This is a genomic window from Streptomyces shinuiensis, from assembly GCF_043660855.1.
In the GTDB taxonomy this organism is placed as follows: Bacteria; Actinomycetota; Actinomycetes; order Streptomycetales; family Streptomycetaceae; genus Streptomyces.
On record NZ_JBIHML010000001.1, the window covers coordinates 5,913,484 to 5,931,859 of the forward strand.

General features: G+C 71.4%; 20 protein-coding genes. All 20 read right to left on the reverse strand.

All coding sequences use genetic code 11. The annotated features are described in order from the left end of the window. Positions 1-21 precede the first annotated feature (21 nt). Positions 22-690: a hypothetical protein gene (locus ACGRHY_RS26710; RefSeq protein ID WP_394637845.1), complete on the reverse strand. Its 669-nt coding sequence runs from the start codon at positions 688-690 to the stop codon at positions 22-24. Positions 691-1,178: 488 nt separating this feature from the next. Next, positions 1,179-1,568, reverse strand: a complete 390-nt coding sequence (locus ACGRHY_RS26715) for a hypothetical protein (protein ID WP_394637846.1) — start codon at positions 1,566-1,568, stop codon at positions 1,179-1,181. 30 nt (positions 1,569-1,598) lie between these two features. Next, on the reverse strand, positions 1,599-2,171 hold the full coding sequence (locus ACGRHY_RS26720) for a hypothetical protein (protein WP_394637847.1): 573 nt from the start codon (positions 2,169-2,171) through the stop codon (positions 1,599-1,601). A 367-nt stretch (positions 2,172-2,538) separates the two neighbouring features. Continuing rightward, on the reverse strand, positions 2,539-4,338 hold the full coding sequence (ltrA, locus tag ACGRHY_RS26725; protein WP_394637848.1) for a group II intron reverse transcriptase/maturase: 1,800 nt from the start codon (positions 4,336-4,338) through the stop codon (positions 2,539-2,541). Between the two features lie 631 nt (positions 4,339-4,969). After that, complete coding sequence (locus ACGRHY_RS26730; protein ID WP_394637849.1) at positions 4,970-5,653, reverse strand: hypothetical protein; 684 nt, start codon at positions 5,651-5,653, stop codon at positions 4,970-4,972. Positions 5,654-6,135: 482 nt separating this feature from the next. Continuing rightward, the gene (locus tag ACGRHY_RS26735) at positions 6,136-6,471 is read right to left on the reverse strand and encodes a DUF3263 domain-containing protein (RefSeq protein ID WP_394637850.1); all 336 of its coding nucleotides are present in this window, start codon (positions 6,469-6,471) and stop codon (positions 6,136-6,138) included. A gap of 419 nt (positions 6,472-6,890) precedes the next feature. Further along, a complete protein-coding gene (locus ACGRHY_RS26740; protein WP_394637851.1) occupies positions 6,891-7,394 on the reverse strand; it encodes a hypothetical protein in 504 nt (167 codons plus the stop codon). 209 nt (positions 7,395-7,603) lie between these two features. Continuing rightward, the gene (locus tag ACGRHY_RS26745) at positions 7,604-7,936 is read right to left on the reverse strand and encodes a hypothetical protein (RefSeq protein WP_394637852.1); all 333 of its coding nucleotides are present in this window, start codon (positions 7,934-7,936) and stop codon (positions 7,604-7,606) included. A gap of 205 nt (positions 7,937-8,141) precedes the next feature. Next, a complete protein-coding gene (locus ACGRHY_RS26750; RefSeq protein WP_394637853.1) occupies positions 8,142-8,729 on the reverse strand; it encodes a hypothetical protein in 588 nt (195 codons plus the stop codon). A gap of 290 nt (positions 8,730-9,019) precedes the next feature. Next, positions 9,020-9,481 (reverse strand): hypothetical protein, encoded by a 462-nt coding sequence (locus tag ACGRHY_RS26755; RefSeq protein ID WP_394637854.1) that lies wholly within the window; start codon positions 9,479-9,481, stop codon positions 9,020-9,022. Between the two features lie 449 nt (positions 9,482-9,930). Then, positions 9,931-10,404, reverse strand: coding sequence for a hypothetical protein (locus ACGRHY_RS26760; protein ID WP_394637855.1), 474 nt, complete (start codon positions 10,402-10,404; stop codon positions 9,931-9,933). 177 nt (positions 10,405-10,581) lie between these two features. Then, positions 10,582-10,920: a hypothetical protein gene (locus ACGRHY_RS26765; RefSeq protein WP_394637856.1), complete on the reverse strand. Its 339-nt coding sequence runs from the start codon at positions 10,918-10,920 to the stop codon at positions 10,582-10,584. A gap of 236 nt (positions 10,921-11,156) precedes the next feature. Beyond that, the gene (locus ACGRHY_RS26770; RefSeq protein WP_394637857.1) at positions 11,157-11,543 is read right to left on the reverse strand and encodes a hypothetical protein; all 387 of its coding nucleotides are present in this window, start codon (positions 11,541-11,543) and stop codon (positions 11,157-11,159) included. Between the two features lie 180 nt (positions 11,544-11,723). Next, positions 11,724-12,311, reverse strand: coding sequence for a hypothetical protein (locus tag ACGRHY_RS26775; RefSeq protein WP_394637858.1), 588 nt, complete (start codon positions 12,309-12,311; stop codon positions 11,724-11,726). A 683-nt stretch (positions 12,312-12,994) separates the two neighbouring features. Continuing rightward, entirely contained in the window at positions 12,995-13,765 is a 771-nt protein-coding gene (locus ACGRHY_RS26780; protein ID WP_394637859.1) for a hypothetical protein, read from the reverse strand. 101 nt (positions 13,766-13,866) lie between these two features. Beyond that, complete coding sequence (locus tag ACGRHY_RS26785; RefSeq protein ID WP_394637860.1) at positions 13,867-14,292, reverse strand: hypothetical protein; 426 nt, start codon at positions 14,290-14,292, stop codon at positions 13,867-13,869. A 211-nt stretch (positions 14,293-14,503) separates the two neighbouring features. After that, positions 14,504-15,250: a hypothetical protein gene (locus ACGRHY_RS26790; RefSeq protein WP_394637861.1), complete on the reverse strand. Its 747-nt coding sequence runs from the start codon at positions 15,248-15,250 to the stop codon at positions 14,504-14,506. Positions 15,251-15,697: 447 nt separating this feature from the next. Beyond that, positions 15,698-16,081 (reverse strand): hypothetical protein, encoded by a 384-nt coding sequence (locus ACGRHY_RS26795; RefSeq protein ID WP_394637862.1) that lies wholly within the window; start codon positions 16,079-16,081, stop codon positions 15,698-15,700. 175 nt (positions 16,082-16,256) lie between these two features. Beyond that, the gene (locus ACGRHY_RS26800) at positions 16,257-16,601 is read right to left on the reverse strand and encodes a hypothetical protein (protein WP_394637863.1); all 345 of its coding nucleotides are present in this window, start codon (positions 16,599-16,601) and stop codon (positions 16,257-16,259) included. A gap of 280 nt (positions 16,602-16,881) precedes the next feature. Further along, on the reverse strand, positions 16,882-17,976 hold the full coding sequence (locus tag ACGRHY_RS26805) for a DNA cytosine methyltransferase (RefSeq protein WP_394637864.1): 1,095 nt from the start codon (positions 17,974-17,976) through the stop codon (positions 16,882-16,884). Between the last annotated feature and the right edge of the window lie 400 nt (positions 17,977-18,376).

The following is an 18,376-nucleotide window of genomic DNA, read 5'->3' on the forward strand; positions in this document are numbered from 1 at the left end:
GGGCTCGGGGGTTCACGCTGGTCAGGACGTGGCGGGGGTGGCGGGGGCCTCCTCGGCGGCCGGGGCCGCGTGGAGCGGGTCGACCGTGGCGCGGATCTTGCGGGCCTCGGCCTCGGCGCGGTCGACGATCTCGGCGTACAGGCCTTCCCGGAAGGTGCGGGCGGAGGTGTCGAGGCTGGTCAGGTGGCCGCGCTTGGCGGTGATGGCGATGACGGCGGCGCGGATGGCGATGGCGACGACACCCTCGCTCGCGACGACGACGACATCCCCGTCACGGACGCCGGCGCCGTTGAACGTCGAGGCGGCGGCCTGCATGGTGTCGTCGAAGTACCGGACGGAGCGGCCGAGGGCCTGAGCCTTGACGAGGCCGGACTTCGAGCACGTCCGGTAGTAGTCGCCGGTGCCCTCGACCAGCTCGGCGCCTTTGCGGCGGGCGTCCTCGATGTTGTCGTACGTGCCCATCAGCGAGGAGGCGATCCGGCAGCCGCAGTTGATGTGCAGGTAGGTCCGCACGCCGCGGCTGTTGCCGTTGCGGTAGGCGCGGGTGACGACCCGGATGACGTCCTTCGCGGTGGTGGTGCTCGTGGGGGGTTCCTCCTGCTCGCGCCGACTGCCTACCGGGTGGGCGGGGCGTTCGGTGAGCACGACCCGGTCGGTGCTGCCGGGCGTGGTCAGGGTGGGATCGGGCACGATGGGGCCTCTTCCGGGTCGCGGGTGGTAGCGGCGCGGGGCCGGTGGCCGGGGCGCGCCGTGAGGGGTGCCGGGGCGGGACGGGGGGGTGCGGGAGCATCCTTTCCGGCGAGGTTGACGCTGCCCCGCACGGAACCAAGCCCCGCAAGACCGTGGCGGGACGGGCGGCGGGCGTGCGGGCGACATGCGGCGGTCCCGAACCCGGGGTGGTTCCTCGGGGGGATCGCGGGGGCGGGCGGAGGGGGTGGTCGGCGTGGCGCGGTGGGTGCGGAGCGGGGCGGCCGTGACGACGTCCTCGAAGGCCGTGTGGGCGCGGAGTCCGGGAGCGGGCCGGGTGGTGGTTACCGCTCCCCCGGGCCGGTGGCGCGAAGGGCGGGCTGGCGGCCGGTAACGAGCGCAAGCGGCATCGCACGGGCCGGAGATGAGGCGGCCCCGGCGCCCGCAGGGCGCGGGGGCCGGGGCCGGGTCGGCGGGGTGTGGGAGGCGGGTCAGGTCCGGCTACGGGTGGTCGGGCACGACGCGCGCCGTGCGGCGGGGCCGACGTCGCGGTCCTCGTCGGGGGGAAGGAACTCGCCGCCGGTCGATGTCTCCCACAGGCGTTCCCATCCGGTGGCGGTCAAGGTATTGCGGGCGGCCTGCATGAGCCGAACCCATGCGGCGCGCCGGTCGTTGTGCTGCGGCAGGGGCGGGGGAAGTTCCTCCAGGCCGTTGACGACGGGAACGACGAGTGTGTGCTCCGGAGAGCGCGGCGCAGGCCGGACCCGCAGGCCGGTGGCGTCGGTGCCGGTGTCGGTTGCGGTGTCGAGGACGGTGAGATTGGCGGCGGCAAGGACGGCGGCCGCGCGGCGGTGGACGTCGGGCAGGGCAGGCGTGAGCATGGCGGGCTCCAGAAGGCCGGGGTGCGGTGGTCAGGCGCAGAGGGCCGGGGTGGCGGCTGCGACGGGGTGGAAGAACACGTCACCGACCAGGCGCGAGTGGAGGGTGACGATGCCGGTGGGCAGTTCCAGGTGGACGCTGATGGTGTGGGTTCGGGCGGCCTGCCGGGCCAGCTGGCGCAGCCACGGGCCGGAGACCGGCTCGGTGTACGTGAACGCGCCGTCGCGCAGGCTCAGCAGGTGGCTGCGGCTGGTGTAGCGGTCGCCGGTGATCCGGTCCGTCTCGTCGGCGTTGAGGCGGTGAACCAGGACGAACTTGCTGGCGGGCCTGTGTCGGGTGTGCCACCAGCCGGTGACCGTCCGGTCGTCCAGGGTCAGGCCGCCCGGCCGGCCGGGGACGATCCACCGGCCGTCGTGGCGCACCCACTCGGTCCCCTGGGGGCAGCTGGCGCTGTCGCCGTCGCGGAGGGGCGGCAGCGTGGTCTGCGCCCGGCCGGTGCGGGCGAAGGTGAAGAAGTCGGCGGCCGCGATGCGGGGGCCGTTGTAGGGGGCCGGGTAGGCGGGCTCTGCCGGGGCGGCAGCCGTCGGGCGGATGGGCGCGGGCATGACAACTCCAGGGTGGGGTGGCGGGGAGAGTGCGAGAGCGCGTCCGGTCGGCCCATCGGCCGGGGGCGGGAGCCGCGTTCTCGATGCCCGCACACTGGCCTGGAGGCGACCAAGCCGGGCAACCTCCGGCGTCGGGAGCAGCGATGCCGCAGGGTGACGTGGACGGCCCGCCTCCCGGGTGTGCCGGGGGCGGGCCGTCAGATCGGGCGGGGCGCGGCGCCGGTCAGGTGGCCGGGCACGTGCGGGCCGGGGCCGGGTTCGGCTGGGTCAGGGGCGCTCGCGCCAGTCGACTTGTCGGGTAGGCCCCGCCCCTCTCGGGACGAGGCCCCCCTCAGAACCGTGCGTGCCACTCGTCGCGGCACACGGCTCAAGCAGACCCCTTGGACTGCGCGTGATTCTGCGTTTGACCGTAGTCATGGGACGCGTGATGCCTCCGGTGACAGTCGGAGTGGACCAAGGCTTGGTTGGACACCCGATCTGACCCACCACGTGAGCGGTAAATCAGATGATGCTTGTGAACCGTCCGGTAGCTGGCGTGGAACCAGTTGGCCCAATCACGGACTGAGTCTGGTTCGTACGTCGCTCCGTCGATCAGGTCAAGTCCGCACAACGGACAAAGCCCCTTCTGCCTGGCTGCGAGATTGACGGCAAGCTTGCCGTCTGCTTGCGGGTGTTTCCGCTTGCGCGTTCGCTCCCGCCAGTACTCCGCCAGTTTGGGGTCATCCTTGGACGCGTCGCCCTTCACCATCACGTGGCGTTGGATGCTCGTCCATCCGAACTTGCCCATAAAAGCACCGGTCTCCGTGTCACCGAAAACCCAGTTATCCTGTCGGGTTGGGTTGAATCGGCCGAAGTACGCGCTCTTGACCCAGCCGCGCGATTTCTGTGCGTGCCGCCTCTTCGCCCACCTGTACTCCCGCTTGTAGAGCCACCAATCCAGCTTTTTGAACGTCTCGCTGGATACGGCGCTTCGGTAGTAGGTGGCCCACCCCTTGATCAGAGGGTTCATATTACGGATCAGATCCGTTGTTCTGGCCGCTGCCATGTGCTGACACCGATCAGAAATTTCCCTCTTGACCTTCTGCACCGCTGCCTTGCTGGGCTTGATCAGGAGCTTCTTACCGTATCTCCTGACATTGAAACCAAGAAAGTCAAACCCTTCCGATGCGTGGACCACTTGGGTCTTCTCATCGTTAAAGGTCAGCCCTCTCGGCGCCAGCCAGTCGGTGAGCTTCTCCTTGATCTGCCATGCTTCCGCCTCCGTCGCGCACATGACGACGAAATCATCGGCATAGCGGACCAGCGTAGGGATGTTCCTCCGTGACCTCTGCACTTGCGTGAGGCTCGGATCGTATCCGGCAGCGATTTCCATGCCATGGAGTGCAATGTTGAGCAGCAGGGGGCTGATCACCCCGCCTTGTGGCGTTCCCTCTTCGGTAGGGGCGAACCTGCCGTTCTCCATTACCCCGGCTTTCAGCCAGCCTCTGATCTCCCGGTAGGCCGGGAAGTCGCCGATGGCCTCCAGCAGGCGATCATGATTGATGCGGTCGAACGCGCTGGACAGGTCAGCATCCAAAATCCAGACCTTCTTGGCGCCCTTGCGGGCCAGCGTCTGGAATATCGCGCCGATCGCATCGTGGCATCCTCGTCCGGGCCTGAAACCGTAGCTTCGCCCTTCGAAGCGCGCCTCCCATTCCGGCTCCAGGGCGTTCTTTACCCTGGCCTGCTCCACTCGGTCCCGGATCGTGGGGATTCCCAGTGGACGTTTCTTGCCGTTCGCCTTGGGGATATGCACTCGCCGCACCGGTAGTGGCATGAACCGCGGTTCGTCAGTCAACTCTCGCAGGAGTTGACCTCGTTGCCGTTCGTTGACCACGACCGCCCCGTCGACTCCGGGAGTGCGGCGTCCTGCGCTGAGCTGAGTCACTCTGCGGATCGAAACGATCGTGTTGCTTCGTGACCTCAGCATCAGCTTTTGCAGATTTCTGACCCTCTTCGGGTCTTCTTCACGTGCTGCCTTGAAGATCCGCCGCCTCAGTCGCCGCACGTCCGCCTCCGCTTTGGCCCAGTCGGTACTGCGCCATTGCTCGGCGTCGCTCAGGGCCATTGTCACGTTGGCTGTTTCAGATTCCGTCAATACAGTCACGTCCACCACCTCCGCGTCCACTCCGGTCTCCTGACTTTCGGTCTCTTTGCTTTGGCATCTTCAAAGGTCCACCAGGCCCGCGTCAGCTCGCTTTCGCGCCCAGCCAGTTGACTGGTATCCGCCGGGTTATGGGCGGCGGCTGAGGTGCCGTTGTCCACCTTTTCCCCTGGGCTTTCACCCCAGCGGCCTTTGCTTCTCGGGCCTTCCTTCGCCCGCAGAGGAGTTGAGCCTCAGTTGCCATCGGCCTACCGGTCATGCGACCGGACCTCTACGGGGTTGTCCTGTTCCGCTCCGTCCAGCTGCGAGCTGGGTCGGGTGCCTCCTATATCCCGGGGCCACGGTGACCACACGCGACGTAGATCGGACCGTCGCGCCGTGTTCGCTTCTCAGCAGTAGCCCTGGGCCGGCGTTCTGCACTGCTCCGGCCTTTACGGTCACGGGACCTCATCAGAGGTTCACTTGCGTTCACCCTTCAGCTCTCCCCCCTGGCCCTGTAACCCGCAGCAGCCTGCGTGTCCTTGGGGCTTCTTCACGAGGGCTTCGCACAGGTCTGTTGCCAGTCCTGCACGCCTCGCCGGGGGCCCGCCACTTTGGTCACTTGGCGGGGAAGGCCTCCTTCCTCTGGTATGCCTTCACTGGACCGGAGCGGCTTTCAGGCCGCACCGACCTGGCCGTAGTAGTTGACGTGGTGATACTCGACCATCAGGTCCGAGCCGTCGAAGTTGTAGGCCCCGTGGATCTCCTTCAGGGCCGCCAGGATCGCGCTCAGCTCAGGGCCCGGTACCCAGCGCGGCTCCCCCCACATGTCCGTCTCCTGGACGTACCCCCAGCCCTTCTCCGGGAGGCTGTAGACCTTCACGCGGATCGCGCTGCCACCGGAGAAGTAGTCGGTGCGGACGGAGACCTTGATCTGCTTGGGCATGGTGGCGAGCGCGGTGAGCGAGTCGGTCAGGGCAACCTCGGAGCCGGTCGCTTTGCCCAACTTCGCCTCGACCTTGCGTGCGAGCTTGATGTCGGCGCGGATGCGCCTGGCGATCTCCGTGGTGGACAGGTGCTTGACCTCTTCATACCGGGCGCCGTAGCGGATGTCGGGGAGGCGGTAGCCGTGCCAGACTCCATCGCCGCCGCTCTGCTTCGTGGTGAGCTGGCCCTTCTCCTGGGCGGCGGCGATGGCGCGGTCCAGCATGCGCGAGGCGGCTGCGCGCTCCTCCTCGCCAGTGCGGGAGTGGAAGACCAGGTTCTCCAGCATCCAGATCTTCTTCATCGCCCGGTTGCCGGGCGCGTGCTTCTCGTCGGTGATGCGGGTCCGCGGGGGCTGGGCCGTGGTGGTGGTCATCGTTCGTCCCTCCGACGCTGCTGCCGGGGCTGGCCGCCCCTTGACGAGGCGGGACGTTGGCCGGACGTCGGGCTAGCGCCGCAAGCAGCCGGCCGGAGATCGGAGACGCACGCGGCAGGGGCGTTACATCGACGCGTCCCGGCCCCGCACGCGCGGTGCGTGCGGGGCCGGGACGGAAGGTGGGCTCCTTTGATCGGTGGGGCGCCGGTCAGGGTCGGGGCAGGCGAACTCGTCTTGGTCACAGGGGCCTCCTTCAGTCACGCCTCGGCACCCGGCGGGCAGGGCGCCGGGGTATGGCCGCAACCGTGAAACAGGGCTGGGCAAGCCCCGAAAGACCGTGGGCCGTTAGACGAGTGCGGGCCCGGAGTACGACCGAATCGTGAAACTGAGCGGAGCGGGACAAACATCGCAATAAACCAACGACCAACGAGCGCGCGGGCGCAAGGTGCTGGGCATGTGAGGAAGCGGGGTCAGCATGTTGTTCACCGGTCCCCGCGCCGTCGGCGCAGTTCCTCGCGCCGACGGCGTAGCCGGTTGACGGTCACCGGATCGTGGGCCAGAGCGCGGGGGTCATCCAGCAGAGCGTTGAGGAGCTGGTAGTAGCGGGTGGGTGAGAGGCCGAGTCGTTCACGGATCACGCGTTCCTTCGGCCCAGGGGCAGGCCAGGAGCGGCTCTCCAGGGCCAGGATCGCCCGGTCCTCACCAGTCAGGCCCGAGGGAGGGTTGGGAGTGCCGTCGTGGGGTTCGGCTGGAATATGGGAGGGCTTCCCCGTGGGGGCAGGAGTGAGGGAGTCGGGCTGGTTGGTGGTGTCCGGCATGGTGGATGGCTCCTGGTGGCGGGAACAGCGAGAAGTCAGGCCGCGTCTCCTGTCGGGAAAACGGCGGGCTTGGGCTGTGACGGTGGCCCGGCCGTGGGTAAGCGGCACAACCCCCAGGGGTGAGGGCGACGCCGTGGCGCGGTGCCCGGATTTCCGGGGAGTCGGGCAGTCGGCGGCTCCGGACACGCCACCGGCCCGCACTCCCGGGAGTGCGGGCCGGTTCGGCGGGCGGTCAGTGTGGTGCCGGGGCTGGGCCGAGGGGCCGGTCAGGTGAGGTTCGCGGCGGCCAGGTCCATGGGCGGGATGGACTCGGGATTCTCCGTCTCACGGCGCCCGCGCGGGGCGCCGCTGGGTGGTGAGTACTGAGAAGCGGTACGGCGGGCAGCGGGTGAAGACGGGGCGGGCGGGCCGCTGGCCGGTTAGACGGCGGGGACGACGATGCGGAGGCTGTCGCCGGGCTGCGGCCGGTCGAACTCGCTGATCTCGACCAGGGCGTCCGCGACCCAAGAGTGCGCGAAGTCGTGAGGGTACTCGGTCCCGGTCGGCGAGTCCGGAAAATAAACGGTGGCGCCCGAGGTCGCCCATGCCGGGTCGTCGCCGTACTCGTTCGTGACACGGAAGCCGACAGCGGCTGGGCGGCGGACGCGGGCCCGGTCATCGAACCAGTCCTTCAGCCCCTCGCGGAGATCGTCCAGCAGCTTCCAGCACTTGTACCGGGGCGGAGTCTGGTCGGCGATCCACAGCCGGTCAGCGGCGCACAGGTCGCACACGATGTCGTTGTAGGCGTTTGTGCCGCCGCAAGGGCAGCGCCACATCAGGCCAGCAGTGATCATGGCGTCGGTGACGGCGATCTCCTCGTAAGGGGAAGCAGCAGTCATCAGGCGGTTCAGGACGGCGGTCACGTCGGTGGGCGTAGTGGCCACGGGGGTGGATCCTTCCGATAGGGCCGCTCAGCGCCTGGGCCGGGCGGCTGGGGCAGAGGTCAACTGCACGGTGGCCCGGCGCCGGGCAAACACGGCAACCGGCACGGACGGCGCGCAGCAGCGGACGCGGCAGAGCCGCCCCGCGCGGGACGGCGGGCATGACGCAGCCCCGGCCCGTCGCGGGCCGGGGCTTGGGGCTGGGCGTCCCCTCAGACGCTGGCGGGCTGCGGTGCGGGGGCGTACATGACCGGGACGCCGACGGGTTCGGCGGGGTCCGCCTGCCAGCCGGGCCCGAGCATGCGGCCGCGGGTGATCAGCTCGTGCGGGACGCGCGAGCAGGGGCCCTCGTAGGAGGGTTTGACCTCGGGCTTGCCGCATCCGGCGCCGAGGCAGGTCCGGCAGTGTCCGGTACGGACGCGGGCGCTGACCCGGACGAGCCAGCCGTTGTCGTAGACGTTGACCGGGGCGTACGAGCGGTCGGGCCACAGGGTGGTCATGATCCTGCCGCTGTGGGTGCTGACACACCATCGGGTCACGCTCATCGGGGTGGCCTCCTGCTCCTGGACGGGTCGGACGGTGCACGCAACGTCGTGCACGCGCACCGTGGCGCGGCGGCCGGCAAGCCCCGCAAGCCGCGGCGGGCCGCGGCAGGGGGTGGCGACGGCCCGCCCTCGGGGGATCGGGAGCGGGCCGAGCGCGGGCCCGCCGACGGCCCGCCCCCGGAGGCTGGGGGCGGGCCGGGAGCGGTCACCAGGCGCGTCCCTCGCGAATGAGCTCGAACTGCTCGTATGCCAGATCAGCGTTCTCGCGGCTGGGACCGAGCCACTTCACTCCGTGGTCCCAGCGGTAGACCCAGTAGCACCTCCATCGGCCCTGCGGGTCCTGGCGGTCGTCCTGCCGGGTGCTGCGGCCGCACAGGAGCCGGTAGACCCGGCCGTCGGGTGCGGTGAACGCGTCAATGGCGCGGGTGCGCTCGTAGAAGTACCGGTCACCGAGCACGCCGGGCTTGTGGTCGTGTGCGCCGAACCTCTGGTGGGTGATCCACCGGCCCTCGTGGGGCGGGAGGTCCTCGGGGCGGATCTGCGGGTGGGCCCACACGCGGGAGTTCGACGGCGCAGGGCGCAGCTCGCCGTCGCTCGTGCGGAAGCTGTATCCGAAGCCACCGTACGTCTCGTGGGTGCCTCCCACGCTGATGCCCCAGACCGGCGTGAACTCGGTGCCGACGGACCCGTCGGCACCGGTGACCTCACGGGCAAGGCGCTGGCCCGTCTTGATCTGGCCCGGGTGCAGCAGCTCGACCCCGGCACTCCCGTCGGGCCACATCCAGTCGTCCATGTTCCAACTCCCTCGTCAATGCGCCGCGTTGAGCGGGCTCGGGCCGGTGCGGCCCGTGGTGGGTGAGCACACCGTGCGGCCGCGACCGGCAAGCGGTGCAAGCGGACGCGGGCGGAGCGTTCCCGCAGCATGCGGCGGGCACGGGAGCGGCCCCGGCCGCCGCGAGGGCGGACCGGGGCCGGGCGGGGGCTTGGGGATGCCGGGCCGCCCCAGCGGGCTGCCCCCGCAACAGCGCGCGCCCGCCCTCGGCGGGCCAGAACCGGGGGCGGGCGCAGGGACGTGGGCAGACGTCAGTGGGGGCGGCCCACGCATTCGTCGACAGGGCGCAGGTGCTCGGGGCAGGTGGCGCGTTCCTGCAGTGTGATCAGGCCCTGTTGCATGCACTGGTCTTCCAGCGCGCTGATGAGCCCGGTCGGCAGCGGTCCCATGGGGTCGTGGTCGGGGCTGGTGAGTGCGTCGCGCACGTCGGTCAGGGCGGCCAGAGCCCGGCGGGTGATAGTGGAGGTGTGGTGGTTAGCGCGGGCAGTTGCTGCGGTGAGCATCCGGTCGAGGGACTGGGCCAGGGCGATGGTGGCCAAGCCACGTTCCATGACCGTCTCGGCGGTGGTGCGGTAGGTGCGCATCCACTCGCAGTCGGCCAGAGAGCGGCCAGGCGTCCACTGGGTCATGAAGTCGGTGTCGGCTCCGTCGGCTTCATAGACGGCGGCGGCCACGGCCGGGGGCATGGTGAGCGTGTCGGCCAGGAAGCGCACGGCATCTCCTCTGCGGGGTCGGGGATTCGGCGGACGGGACTGCCCGGGGCAAGGAGCCCAGCGGGCGTAGTTGGAAGCCTTGGGCGAGCCCACCGGCCTTTTTCGCGCCTCGGCTGTCGGCTCGCCGGGTGCGTGCACCGTGGAGCGGGGCCGGCAAGCCCCGCAACGTGGGCCCCGGCCGACCGTGATGATGTGGTCGGCCGGGCGGGGGTGGCTCGCGCTGGTCAGGACGTGGCAGGAGCCGTCCGGTCCGCTTCGCCGGTCGAGGCGACGAGGTCCTGGGGGACACGGGTCCACTTGCCGAAGTCGTCCTGGCTCAGGGCGGCGGAGAACCACTTGGAGTCCGGGGCGTTGCTGCGCAGGAAGCCGAAGGCACGCGGGCCAGCGCCGGGACGGGGTCGGGCGTGGGCGGGGCAGAGGGGATCGGCGATCGGGGCCCGAGAGCGGGGTCAATCGTGGTCGCAGGGGGCGACCCGGATGCCGTCGCGGCGTACCGTCACGGCGGTCGGGTCACCGAAGGCCTGCCGCAGCGCGTCGTCGAAACCACCTCCCTCCAGGGCGTGGTGGAGCGCCATGACACGCTCAAAGCGGCCCCGGTCGGGGCCCCGGTAGTGCTCACGGTTCGGGCCGTAGGTGTCGCCCAGACTCGGGCAGCCGCCGTCCATCAGCCACAGATCCCGCGCCGTCGCGGTGGGTGGCTCCTCGACGGTGCGCACCCAGATGTAGTGGACGCCGAAGGGGCCCGGGTCGTACGGCGTGTACTGCTGCCACCCGAACTCGATGACGGTCGGATCGTGCAGCACCGCCTCGAACTGCGGGCGCAGTTCCTCAACGGGCCGCTGCCGGATGCCGTATTCGGCGGCACCCTCGACCGGAAGCCCGAGGAAGGGCGTGTAGGGGGCGCGTGCGTCAGAGAAGGGCATGGTTCCTCACGGGGTGGGAGTTACGTCGTCGGTGCCTGCACTCTGGCCCGCGGACGGCCAAGCCCGGCAACCCCCACGAACGTCCCCGTGCTCTTGGTTGCGGGCACGGGAGGGCCCCGGCACCGCACGCGCGGAACCGGGGCCGGGATCTGCTGGGCGAATCAGGAGAGCAGAGAGTCAGAGCTTCTTCACGGTGGTGATGACGGGGGCCTGATCCGTGCCCCGGTCCTGGTCCTGGTCCGGGTTCTTTCCCTGGTCCTTGTCGTGGTCCTGGGTGCGGGCCTTCGCCCGGGCACGGGAGCGGCGCAGCATCAGCAGCAGAACCATGTTCGCGGAGGCGTACAAGACGGTGCCGTCGGCGTCGCCGCGCCAGAACGCTGAGACCGTCAGCAGAGTGAGTGCCGCGATCTGAATCGCGACGGCCCGGGTGGCGGCGAGCAGGCCGAGGAGCATGAGCAGCAGGGGCATGACCATGCCCGCGACCAGCAGGGCGTTCAGCAGTTCGGCCCAGTTCATGAGGTGGACTCCTTCGTCGGTGCGCCGTCTCCGGCGGGGACGGGCCGGTGCGGCCCGTGGTGGGTGAGCGCACCCTGCGGCCGCGGCCGGCAAGCAGCACAACCATCGCGCCGGACGCGGCCAGGGCCGGGCAGCGGGGACGGCGCAGGCGGGGCGGGTGCGGACATGCCGACGGCCCGCCCCCGGATGTTGGGGAGGCGGGCCGAGGCAGGGGGCGGGCAGTGTCCGCCCGTGGGTCAGGGGCGGCAGGCGGTCGAGGACTGCGCGGTGCAGCCCTGGCGGCAGGCGGACGGGGTCACCTCCATGAGCAGGGCCCGCACGGCGTTGGTGCCCGTGGCGCGGCGGGGCACCTTGGCGTCGTTGCCGTGGATGACCTCGGCGCGCAGGACCTTGCCGCTGGTGCGGCCGATGACGATGGAGCCGAACGCGCCGTGCGGGCCGACCGCGTTGAGGATGATGCGGCGGGTGCGGCCGTGCGGCTGGCCCCAGGCGGGGCGCAGCCCCTTCGCCTCGGCGAGACGCACGATGCCCGCCGTGTACGCGGTGACTGCGGTGAGGTCGATCGTGGTGTCGGTGTCGGCTGTGCCGGGGACCTGCTCGACGGCGGCGAGGGTGGTGTTCATGGTGGTCGGCTCCGGGAGTGTGAAAGGGGCGGGGCGGGTGCACGGTGGCCCGGCGCGAGGCAAGCACGGCAACCAGCGCACCCGCCCGGCGGCCAGCGGCGGGGCGGGGCATGGGTGAGCCCCCCGGGCGCCGCGCTGGTCGCGGAGCCCCGGGGGCCGGGGGCGTTCTCGAGGCGGGGGCTATCGGGCGTCGATGGCCGCGCACCATCCGTTCAGGACCGCGGTCTTCTGGTCGATCGGAGCGAGCACGGTGGTGATGCGCGTCTCGGCGCCGGGCAGGTCACCCGGGCCGAATTCGCCGGGTTGGACCCACGAGGGACTGCGGTCGATGTGCAGCATGGCCACGGTGGTGTTGGCCGCGACGGGGCGGCGGGAGCCGTCGAAGAACCGGCAGGAATCGTCGGCGTCGGCGATGTGGAAGGTGTCGAACTGGAAGTTGAGGAGCAGCCGGTCGGCGTGGTCGTCTCCGTAGAGGACGCGGCGGGTCCGGTCGGGGACGAGCCCGGCACGCAGCTGCTCGATGCCGGAGACGGCGCAGCTGGTGAAAAGCTCGTCGTCATCGAAGAGGGCGGACAGCGCGTTGCCCATGAACCCGCCGGTGAAGCGGAGGGCACCCAGGGTGGCGCCGGTGTGCTCCCACCACAGCGGGGCGAGTTCGCGCACGTGGGCGAGCATGTCCTTCAGGTTGCACAGGGTCCCGGCCCGGCTCATGGCGTGGGTACGCAGGTAGGTGTCCAACTCGGTGTGGCCGTAGGTGATGTATCCCATGAAAGGCTCTCTCCGCTCGGTGACGTGGGGTGCGACGCAGGGGCGGCCCAGGGCGGTCGGCGGGCCCGGCGCGGGGCAAGCACGGCAACCGGCACGGACGGCGCGCAGCAGCGGACGCGGCAGAGCCGCCCCGGCCCGGGGGCGGGTCGGGGCGGCGCGGAGCAGAGCCTCAGACGCTGGCGGGCTGCGGTGCGGGGGTGTATGTGACCGGTACGCCGGCGGGTTCGGCGGGGTCCGCCTGCCAGCCGGGCATCAGCATCATGCCACGGGTGATCACCTCGTGCGGGAGCGTCTTCCGGCACCACCGCCGCTCCCCCGGCGCGAGGCAAGCCCCCACAAGACTCGGCAGCCAGCCGTACGTGCGGCGGCCCCGGCCCCGGGCGGGCACCTGGGGCGCGGCGGTCGCCGGGGCATCCGGCTTCCTTGAGGCGGTCGGGCAGGGCCTTGCGTTCGAGGCTGATGTGCATGGGCTGGTTCTCCTCGGTGGTGTGGTGGGCCGGGGTTCAGGGCAGGACACGTGATCGCGGCGCCCGGGTCCCGGAAGGCCAGGGGTGAGCATGGGGGCGGTTTCGGCCGGAGGCCGGGCGGCCACGGTCGGGGCCGGACGGGGTGCCGGACCGCCCCGGGAGTGAAAGGCGGTCCGGCGGGACGTCGCTCAGGCCAAAGCGCGGGGTGCGGTCACGTCAGCTCTGGTCGACGTCATCGTCCTGCTCGGCGGGCCACTCCACCCACCGCCACAGGCCCCCGATGCGGTACCGGCCGTCCGCGTCCGGCCGGATGAGCAGCCCTGGGCTGCGGCCCGGCTCGCGGCGCAGTCGCGGGTCCGAGGTGATCAGCAGCGCCTTCCTCAGCCACCTACACCTCAGGTGGCGGCCGGCGCGGCTGGAGGGCAGGTCGGCCGTGATCTGTTCGGCCGTGGTGCGGGTGACGCTGATCGCGTCGTAGGGGCCCCAGGTGCGGGAAACTGGCAGCGCCTCGTAGGGGCCGTGCTCACCGTCGAGGGTGAACAGGTCCGGCAGTAGCGGGACGGAGTCCAGGGACGGGAAGCGGGTTGCAGTGTCGGCGGGGATGATCGCGACGGGGGTGTTGCGGAAGACGGTGACGCAGTCGTAGCTGCTGTTGGAGGGGGCCAGGCACACGAACCGGTCCGCGGTGAGGCCGGAAGCTGCGATGTCCTCGCATTCCTCGCAGTAGTCCAGGCAGCGGGTGTAGCCGCGCGGGTCGGCAACGAAAGCAGTCCCGACGTGTTCCGCGTAGCGGGTGCCCGGACCGTCGGTGAAGGAGGCCACGACGATGTCACCGGCGCGGATCTGGTATGCGCGGACCACGGTGACGTGGCTGGTGTTCATGCCGTCGGGCAAGGGCTGGTACCGGTCGGTGAGGGTGGGTTCCGGACGGTCGGTGACGATGAATCGGTCGGTGCTGCCGGGCAGGGTCAAAATGCGTTCGGACACGGTGGGGCCTCTTCCGGGTTGTGGGCGGTAGCGGGGAGCGGCGCGTGGGCCGGTGGCCGGGGCGCAGCGGAGCGGGACGGGGCGGCAGCGGGCCGCTCGCTCTACTTCGTGCGGGAGTTGTTGAGGACGCCGGGGGCGTTGCGTACGGCCTGCCGGGCCATGTCCCGGACCATGTGGATGCCGAGGACGTCGGTGGCCAGGCGGAGGGTGGCGTCGTTGAACAGGGCCAGTTCCGGCCAGTCGGCCTTGGCGGCGGCGAGCTCGGCGTCGGTGAGGCGCTCGATGCTCCACGCCGAGGGGGCGGCGCCGTCGGTCACGCGGCGCTTGGACATCTCCGTGTCGATCGCGGTGAAGTCCTCCACGATCTTCGCGGCGATGTCGTCGCGGTCCTCCATGAGCTGGACGTCGAAGGCGATGCTCTGGCTCTTGCGCTCGTCGGACAGGTGCCGCTGAAGGCTGGCCTGCCACGCGGTGATGTTCGTGCGCAGGGCGGCGAGCGGGGTGTCCAGGTCGGGCTTCTCGTACACGATGCGGCTCCTGTCGCTTCGGGGTCGGGCCGGTGGCCCGTGACGGGTGTGCGCACGGTGGCGTGGCGGCCGGCTAGCCGTGCAAGGGGGCGGCCGGGGCGGGGTGTCCGGCCCGCGCGGGTGACGGGGCGGGCACGCTGCCCGGCCCGCCCTGCAGGGGGTGCGGGGGCGGGCCGGGCGGCGTGGTCGGGGCCGGCAGGGGGCGGGGTGGTCAGCGGCCGGTCGGGGCGATCAGGACGCGGCCGCCCCGGACGAGTTCGTGCGTGCACTGGCCCGTGTCGGCTGTGTGGGTGAGCTGGGCGGTGTGCAGGCGGGCCAGGTCGGTCCAGAACCGGTACAGGTGCGGCTGGTCCGGGCGGGAGCGCTGGGGCTCGGGCACGCGGGCGCGGTAGCCGCCGGGTGCGGTCGTGTCCGGGACCATCTCGGCTTCGAGCTCGACCCACACGCACTGGTGCTCCAGGTCGATGCCGAAGATCCGGTACACGGCGTGGACGCCCCAGTCGTCGGTGTGGTCGCGGCCCGTGCCGATCTGACCGGCGCCGGTGTCGTAGCGGCCGTCGGGCTCGTACGGCCAGTCGGCGAAGGTGCAGTGCAGGGTGCAGGCGGGGGTGGCGGGCTGGTCGCCGGTGGCGGGGCGCAGGTCGATGCCCTGGCGGCCCCGGCGGCTGATCGGCGCCTTCGAGCACTTCAGACGCTCACTGGCGCCGGTGCCGTCACGGCCGGGGAGCTGGATGCGGTAGGCGAGCAGGCAGTTCCCGCAGTCCGCGCCGGGGGCATCGGCGAGGGGCTGTCCGCTGGCGGGGTGGATGCCCTGGCCGAGAAGCGCGCGGACGTTGGCGTTGCCCGCCACGGCGGGGATGTGAGGGTAGCGGGGCTCCCTGCGCGGCACCCTGGCCGTGGCGGTCGCAGCCTCTCCGGTCGTGGCCGTGGTCAGGGTGGCGGGGGCGGATATGGACATGCGGGACTCTCCTTTTCGAACGCGCGGTGCGCGCAATCGGGTTGATCGGGTGGGCGGGCCGGGGCGCGGGGCGGGATGGTGGTCACCGCCCCTGGCGGCCGGCGGCCCGCACCGTGACGGGGCGCGGGGCAAGCCCCGCAACACCACCGGCCCGCCACCGGACCGCAGCCGGGCCGCTAGACGGCCGCCGGAAAGGGGGGGTGGAGCGGGCCGGGGAAAAGCGGGAGGGTGATCCGCCGCTCCCCCGGCCCAGTGACCGCACCGTGACGGGGCACACGCCAACCCCCGCAACACGACGACGCAGACACGGAGTTGGGTGTCGGCGCGCAGCACGGCACGGCGGGGGCGGGACCGAACGTGCGACGCAGGGAGAAGGGCGTAGGGCGGCCCCCGGCGCCACGAGGACGACGGGGGCCACGAACCGGAGGCACGGGCTGTGCTCGAGAATCAGGGCTGCGGCTCGGTCTTCTTGGGCGCGGCGTCGCGGCGCATCGACTCGACAGCGCGCATCGCGTGATCGAGGTAGGCGAGCGATGCCGGGCGGATGGGCGCGATCCACTGGTCACTGCGCTCGTTGTAGAACTCCACGGTCGCGGCTCCGGCCGACTTCATCGCGACGACGGTCCGGTCATTGGTGAGTTCCGCAAGGGCCAGGTTCAGGAAGTGCTCCACGCGGTCGAGCTGCGTGTTCTGCTGGCGGGTCAGGCGGGGCATGGGCGTCCCTTCGAGCGTGCCGTGTGCGACGGCGTCGGGATGGAGCGGGCCGAGGAAGAGCGGCAGGGTGATCCACCGCCCCCTTTCCGGCCCGGTGACCGCACCCTGACCCGGCACACACCAACCCCCGCAACACGAGGGAAAGAAACGGGAGTTGGCGGAGGGAACGCAGGACGGCCCGCCCCCGGGCAGATGCCGGGGAGGGGCCGTCAGACGGGGCGGCGCGGAGTTGCGAGCCACGCAACCGGATGGACTCCGGGGCGACGGGGCGCTCGCGTGCGGACTCAGACGGTCATGCGCAGCCGCTCGTCCCATGGCGGGTGCCCACCCATCCGGTGTCGTGCCGGTTCGCGGTGGCCAGAAGGATCTCCTTTCGGCAGAGCTTGCACGTCTCCAGCTCGACGTCGATCCCGTGCTCTTCGAGCGCCGCGGCGATCTGCGCGTCGGTGGGGTAGCTGCCGAACGACTCGTCTTCGGTCAGCTCCTGGTCGTCACGGCGGCGCACCAGGTCGTAGGAACGGCCGTCGATGCCGTTCCAGACCGTTTCGCGGACGAAATACTGCTCTCCGTCCACTTCGAACAGGTTGTGGTCGATCTCGCGGGCGGGGACGGTCCCGGGCCTCGACGCATTTCCCATAGCGACTACCAACTTTCGTGTTGCTTCCCGTCGACTTGATCGAGGTGTGAGGAGCGCTCGCACCTCCCCCGCCCCGAAGGGCCGGCGGGCCGCACCGTGGCGGTGCGCGAGGTAAGCGACGCAACATCATCAGCCGCCAGCGGGCTGGGGGTGGCCGCGTCATGCGTGGCACGACAGGCAGGGCGGGACGCGGGGGCGTCAGCACCACACCGGCCCCCGGCCCCCGGTCCGCGCGGGGCGCGGGCCGGGGGCCGGGGGCCGGGGGCCGGGAGGGGGCGGGTCAGGCTGCCTGGGTGCCGGTGCGGGCGGCCAGCTCGGCGGCCATCGCCCGCCGGATGACGGCCCCGGCCAGGAGCGGCGGCATCGCGTTGCCGATCTGCTCGTACTGCTTGGTCCGCGAGCCCCGGAACGGGTGGCCGGGCGGGAACGTCTGGAGCGCGGCCGCGTCGGCGACGGACACCCGGATCATGTCCTTGCGGCCGCCGCGGTAGGCGGGCAGCTCATCGGCGTCCACCAGCCGGGTGTCGGCGATCCAGCGGCCCGCGTCCCGCTCCCCGTACAGGGTGGCGCGGCTGCCCGACCCGCCGACACAGGACGGGTCCGGGCCACCGGCCCCCGTGCCGACCGCGACGGTCAGCGCGGGCCGGTGCGTCATCCCCCAGCCCAGCGCCTGCGCCATCGACACCCACGGCAGCAGATCGGGGTTGCCGCCGTCCTGGTCGGTGGTGCGGGAGTAGCGGCGGTGGGTCGCAGCGGGCAGAGCGGCCTCGCCCGCGCCCACGCGGCGGGCGACCAGCACGGCGCGGGCCCGAGTCTGCGGGACGCCGTACTCCTCGGCGTTCATCCGGCCGGTGACCACCGTGTAGCCCTCGACACGCAGGATGGCGGCCATCGCCTCCCACACCGGCAGCACGGTGGGCACCTGCTCCAGCATCACCGTCCGGTACGGGCGCCCGCCGTCCAGGGCCTGAAGCGTCCACCGCAGCGGTTCCAGGACCAGACCGGTGCGCTCGTCGTCCAGCGTGGCCAGACCCGCCCGGATATCCCGGCGCGCGGCCAACTGGTCCGCGAAATGCAGCACCGTGTCCAACGCGCGGCGTCCGGCGCCTTTCCCGCCGATCGAGTACGGCTGACACGGCGGCGAACCGATCAGATCGGTCGCGGTGGGAAAATCGGCGGGCCGGTAGGCGCGGACGTCACCCTCGACGGTGTCCAACCCGGCGGCCCGCCGCGACTCACACGCCGCACGGTCGTGCTCGATCCCGGTCACCGGCAGACCGAGGCGCTGCGCGGCCACATCCCAGCCACCCGGCCCGCCGAACAGATCAACTATCTCCACCCGGGCGTCACAAGCGGCGCCCTTCATCGTCGTCATGGGGAGTCCCCCGATTCCTGGTCACGGCGTCACCAAGAACCGGACACGGCCCCCGTGACATGAACACGACTAGAAAGCCAGAAACCCCACCAACCCACACAAACCCCCAACACCCACACAGCGAGCGGCCACTTCACCCCCGGCACCCGGCACCGGCCGGGCGGGGACCGAGCCCGGCCGAGAACGAGAACGGGAACAGCCGGAGACCACGCAGGCCACGCCCGGCGGCCGAACGGAATACGCCGTGGAAGCAGCGCACCAGACCGCCCCAGCGGAGGTGAGAGCAGCCCGGCAACCGGGGGCCCGACCGCAGGCAGAGGGAGCGCGGGAACATCCCCTTCCAACAGCACCAACACCGCCCCAGCAGGGGCTGCAACCTCAACCGGCGATCGGCCGGGGC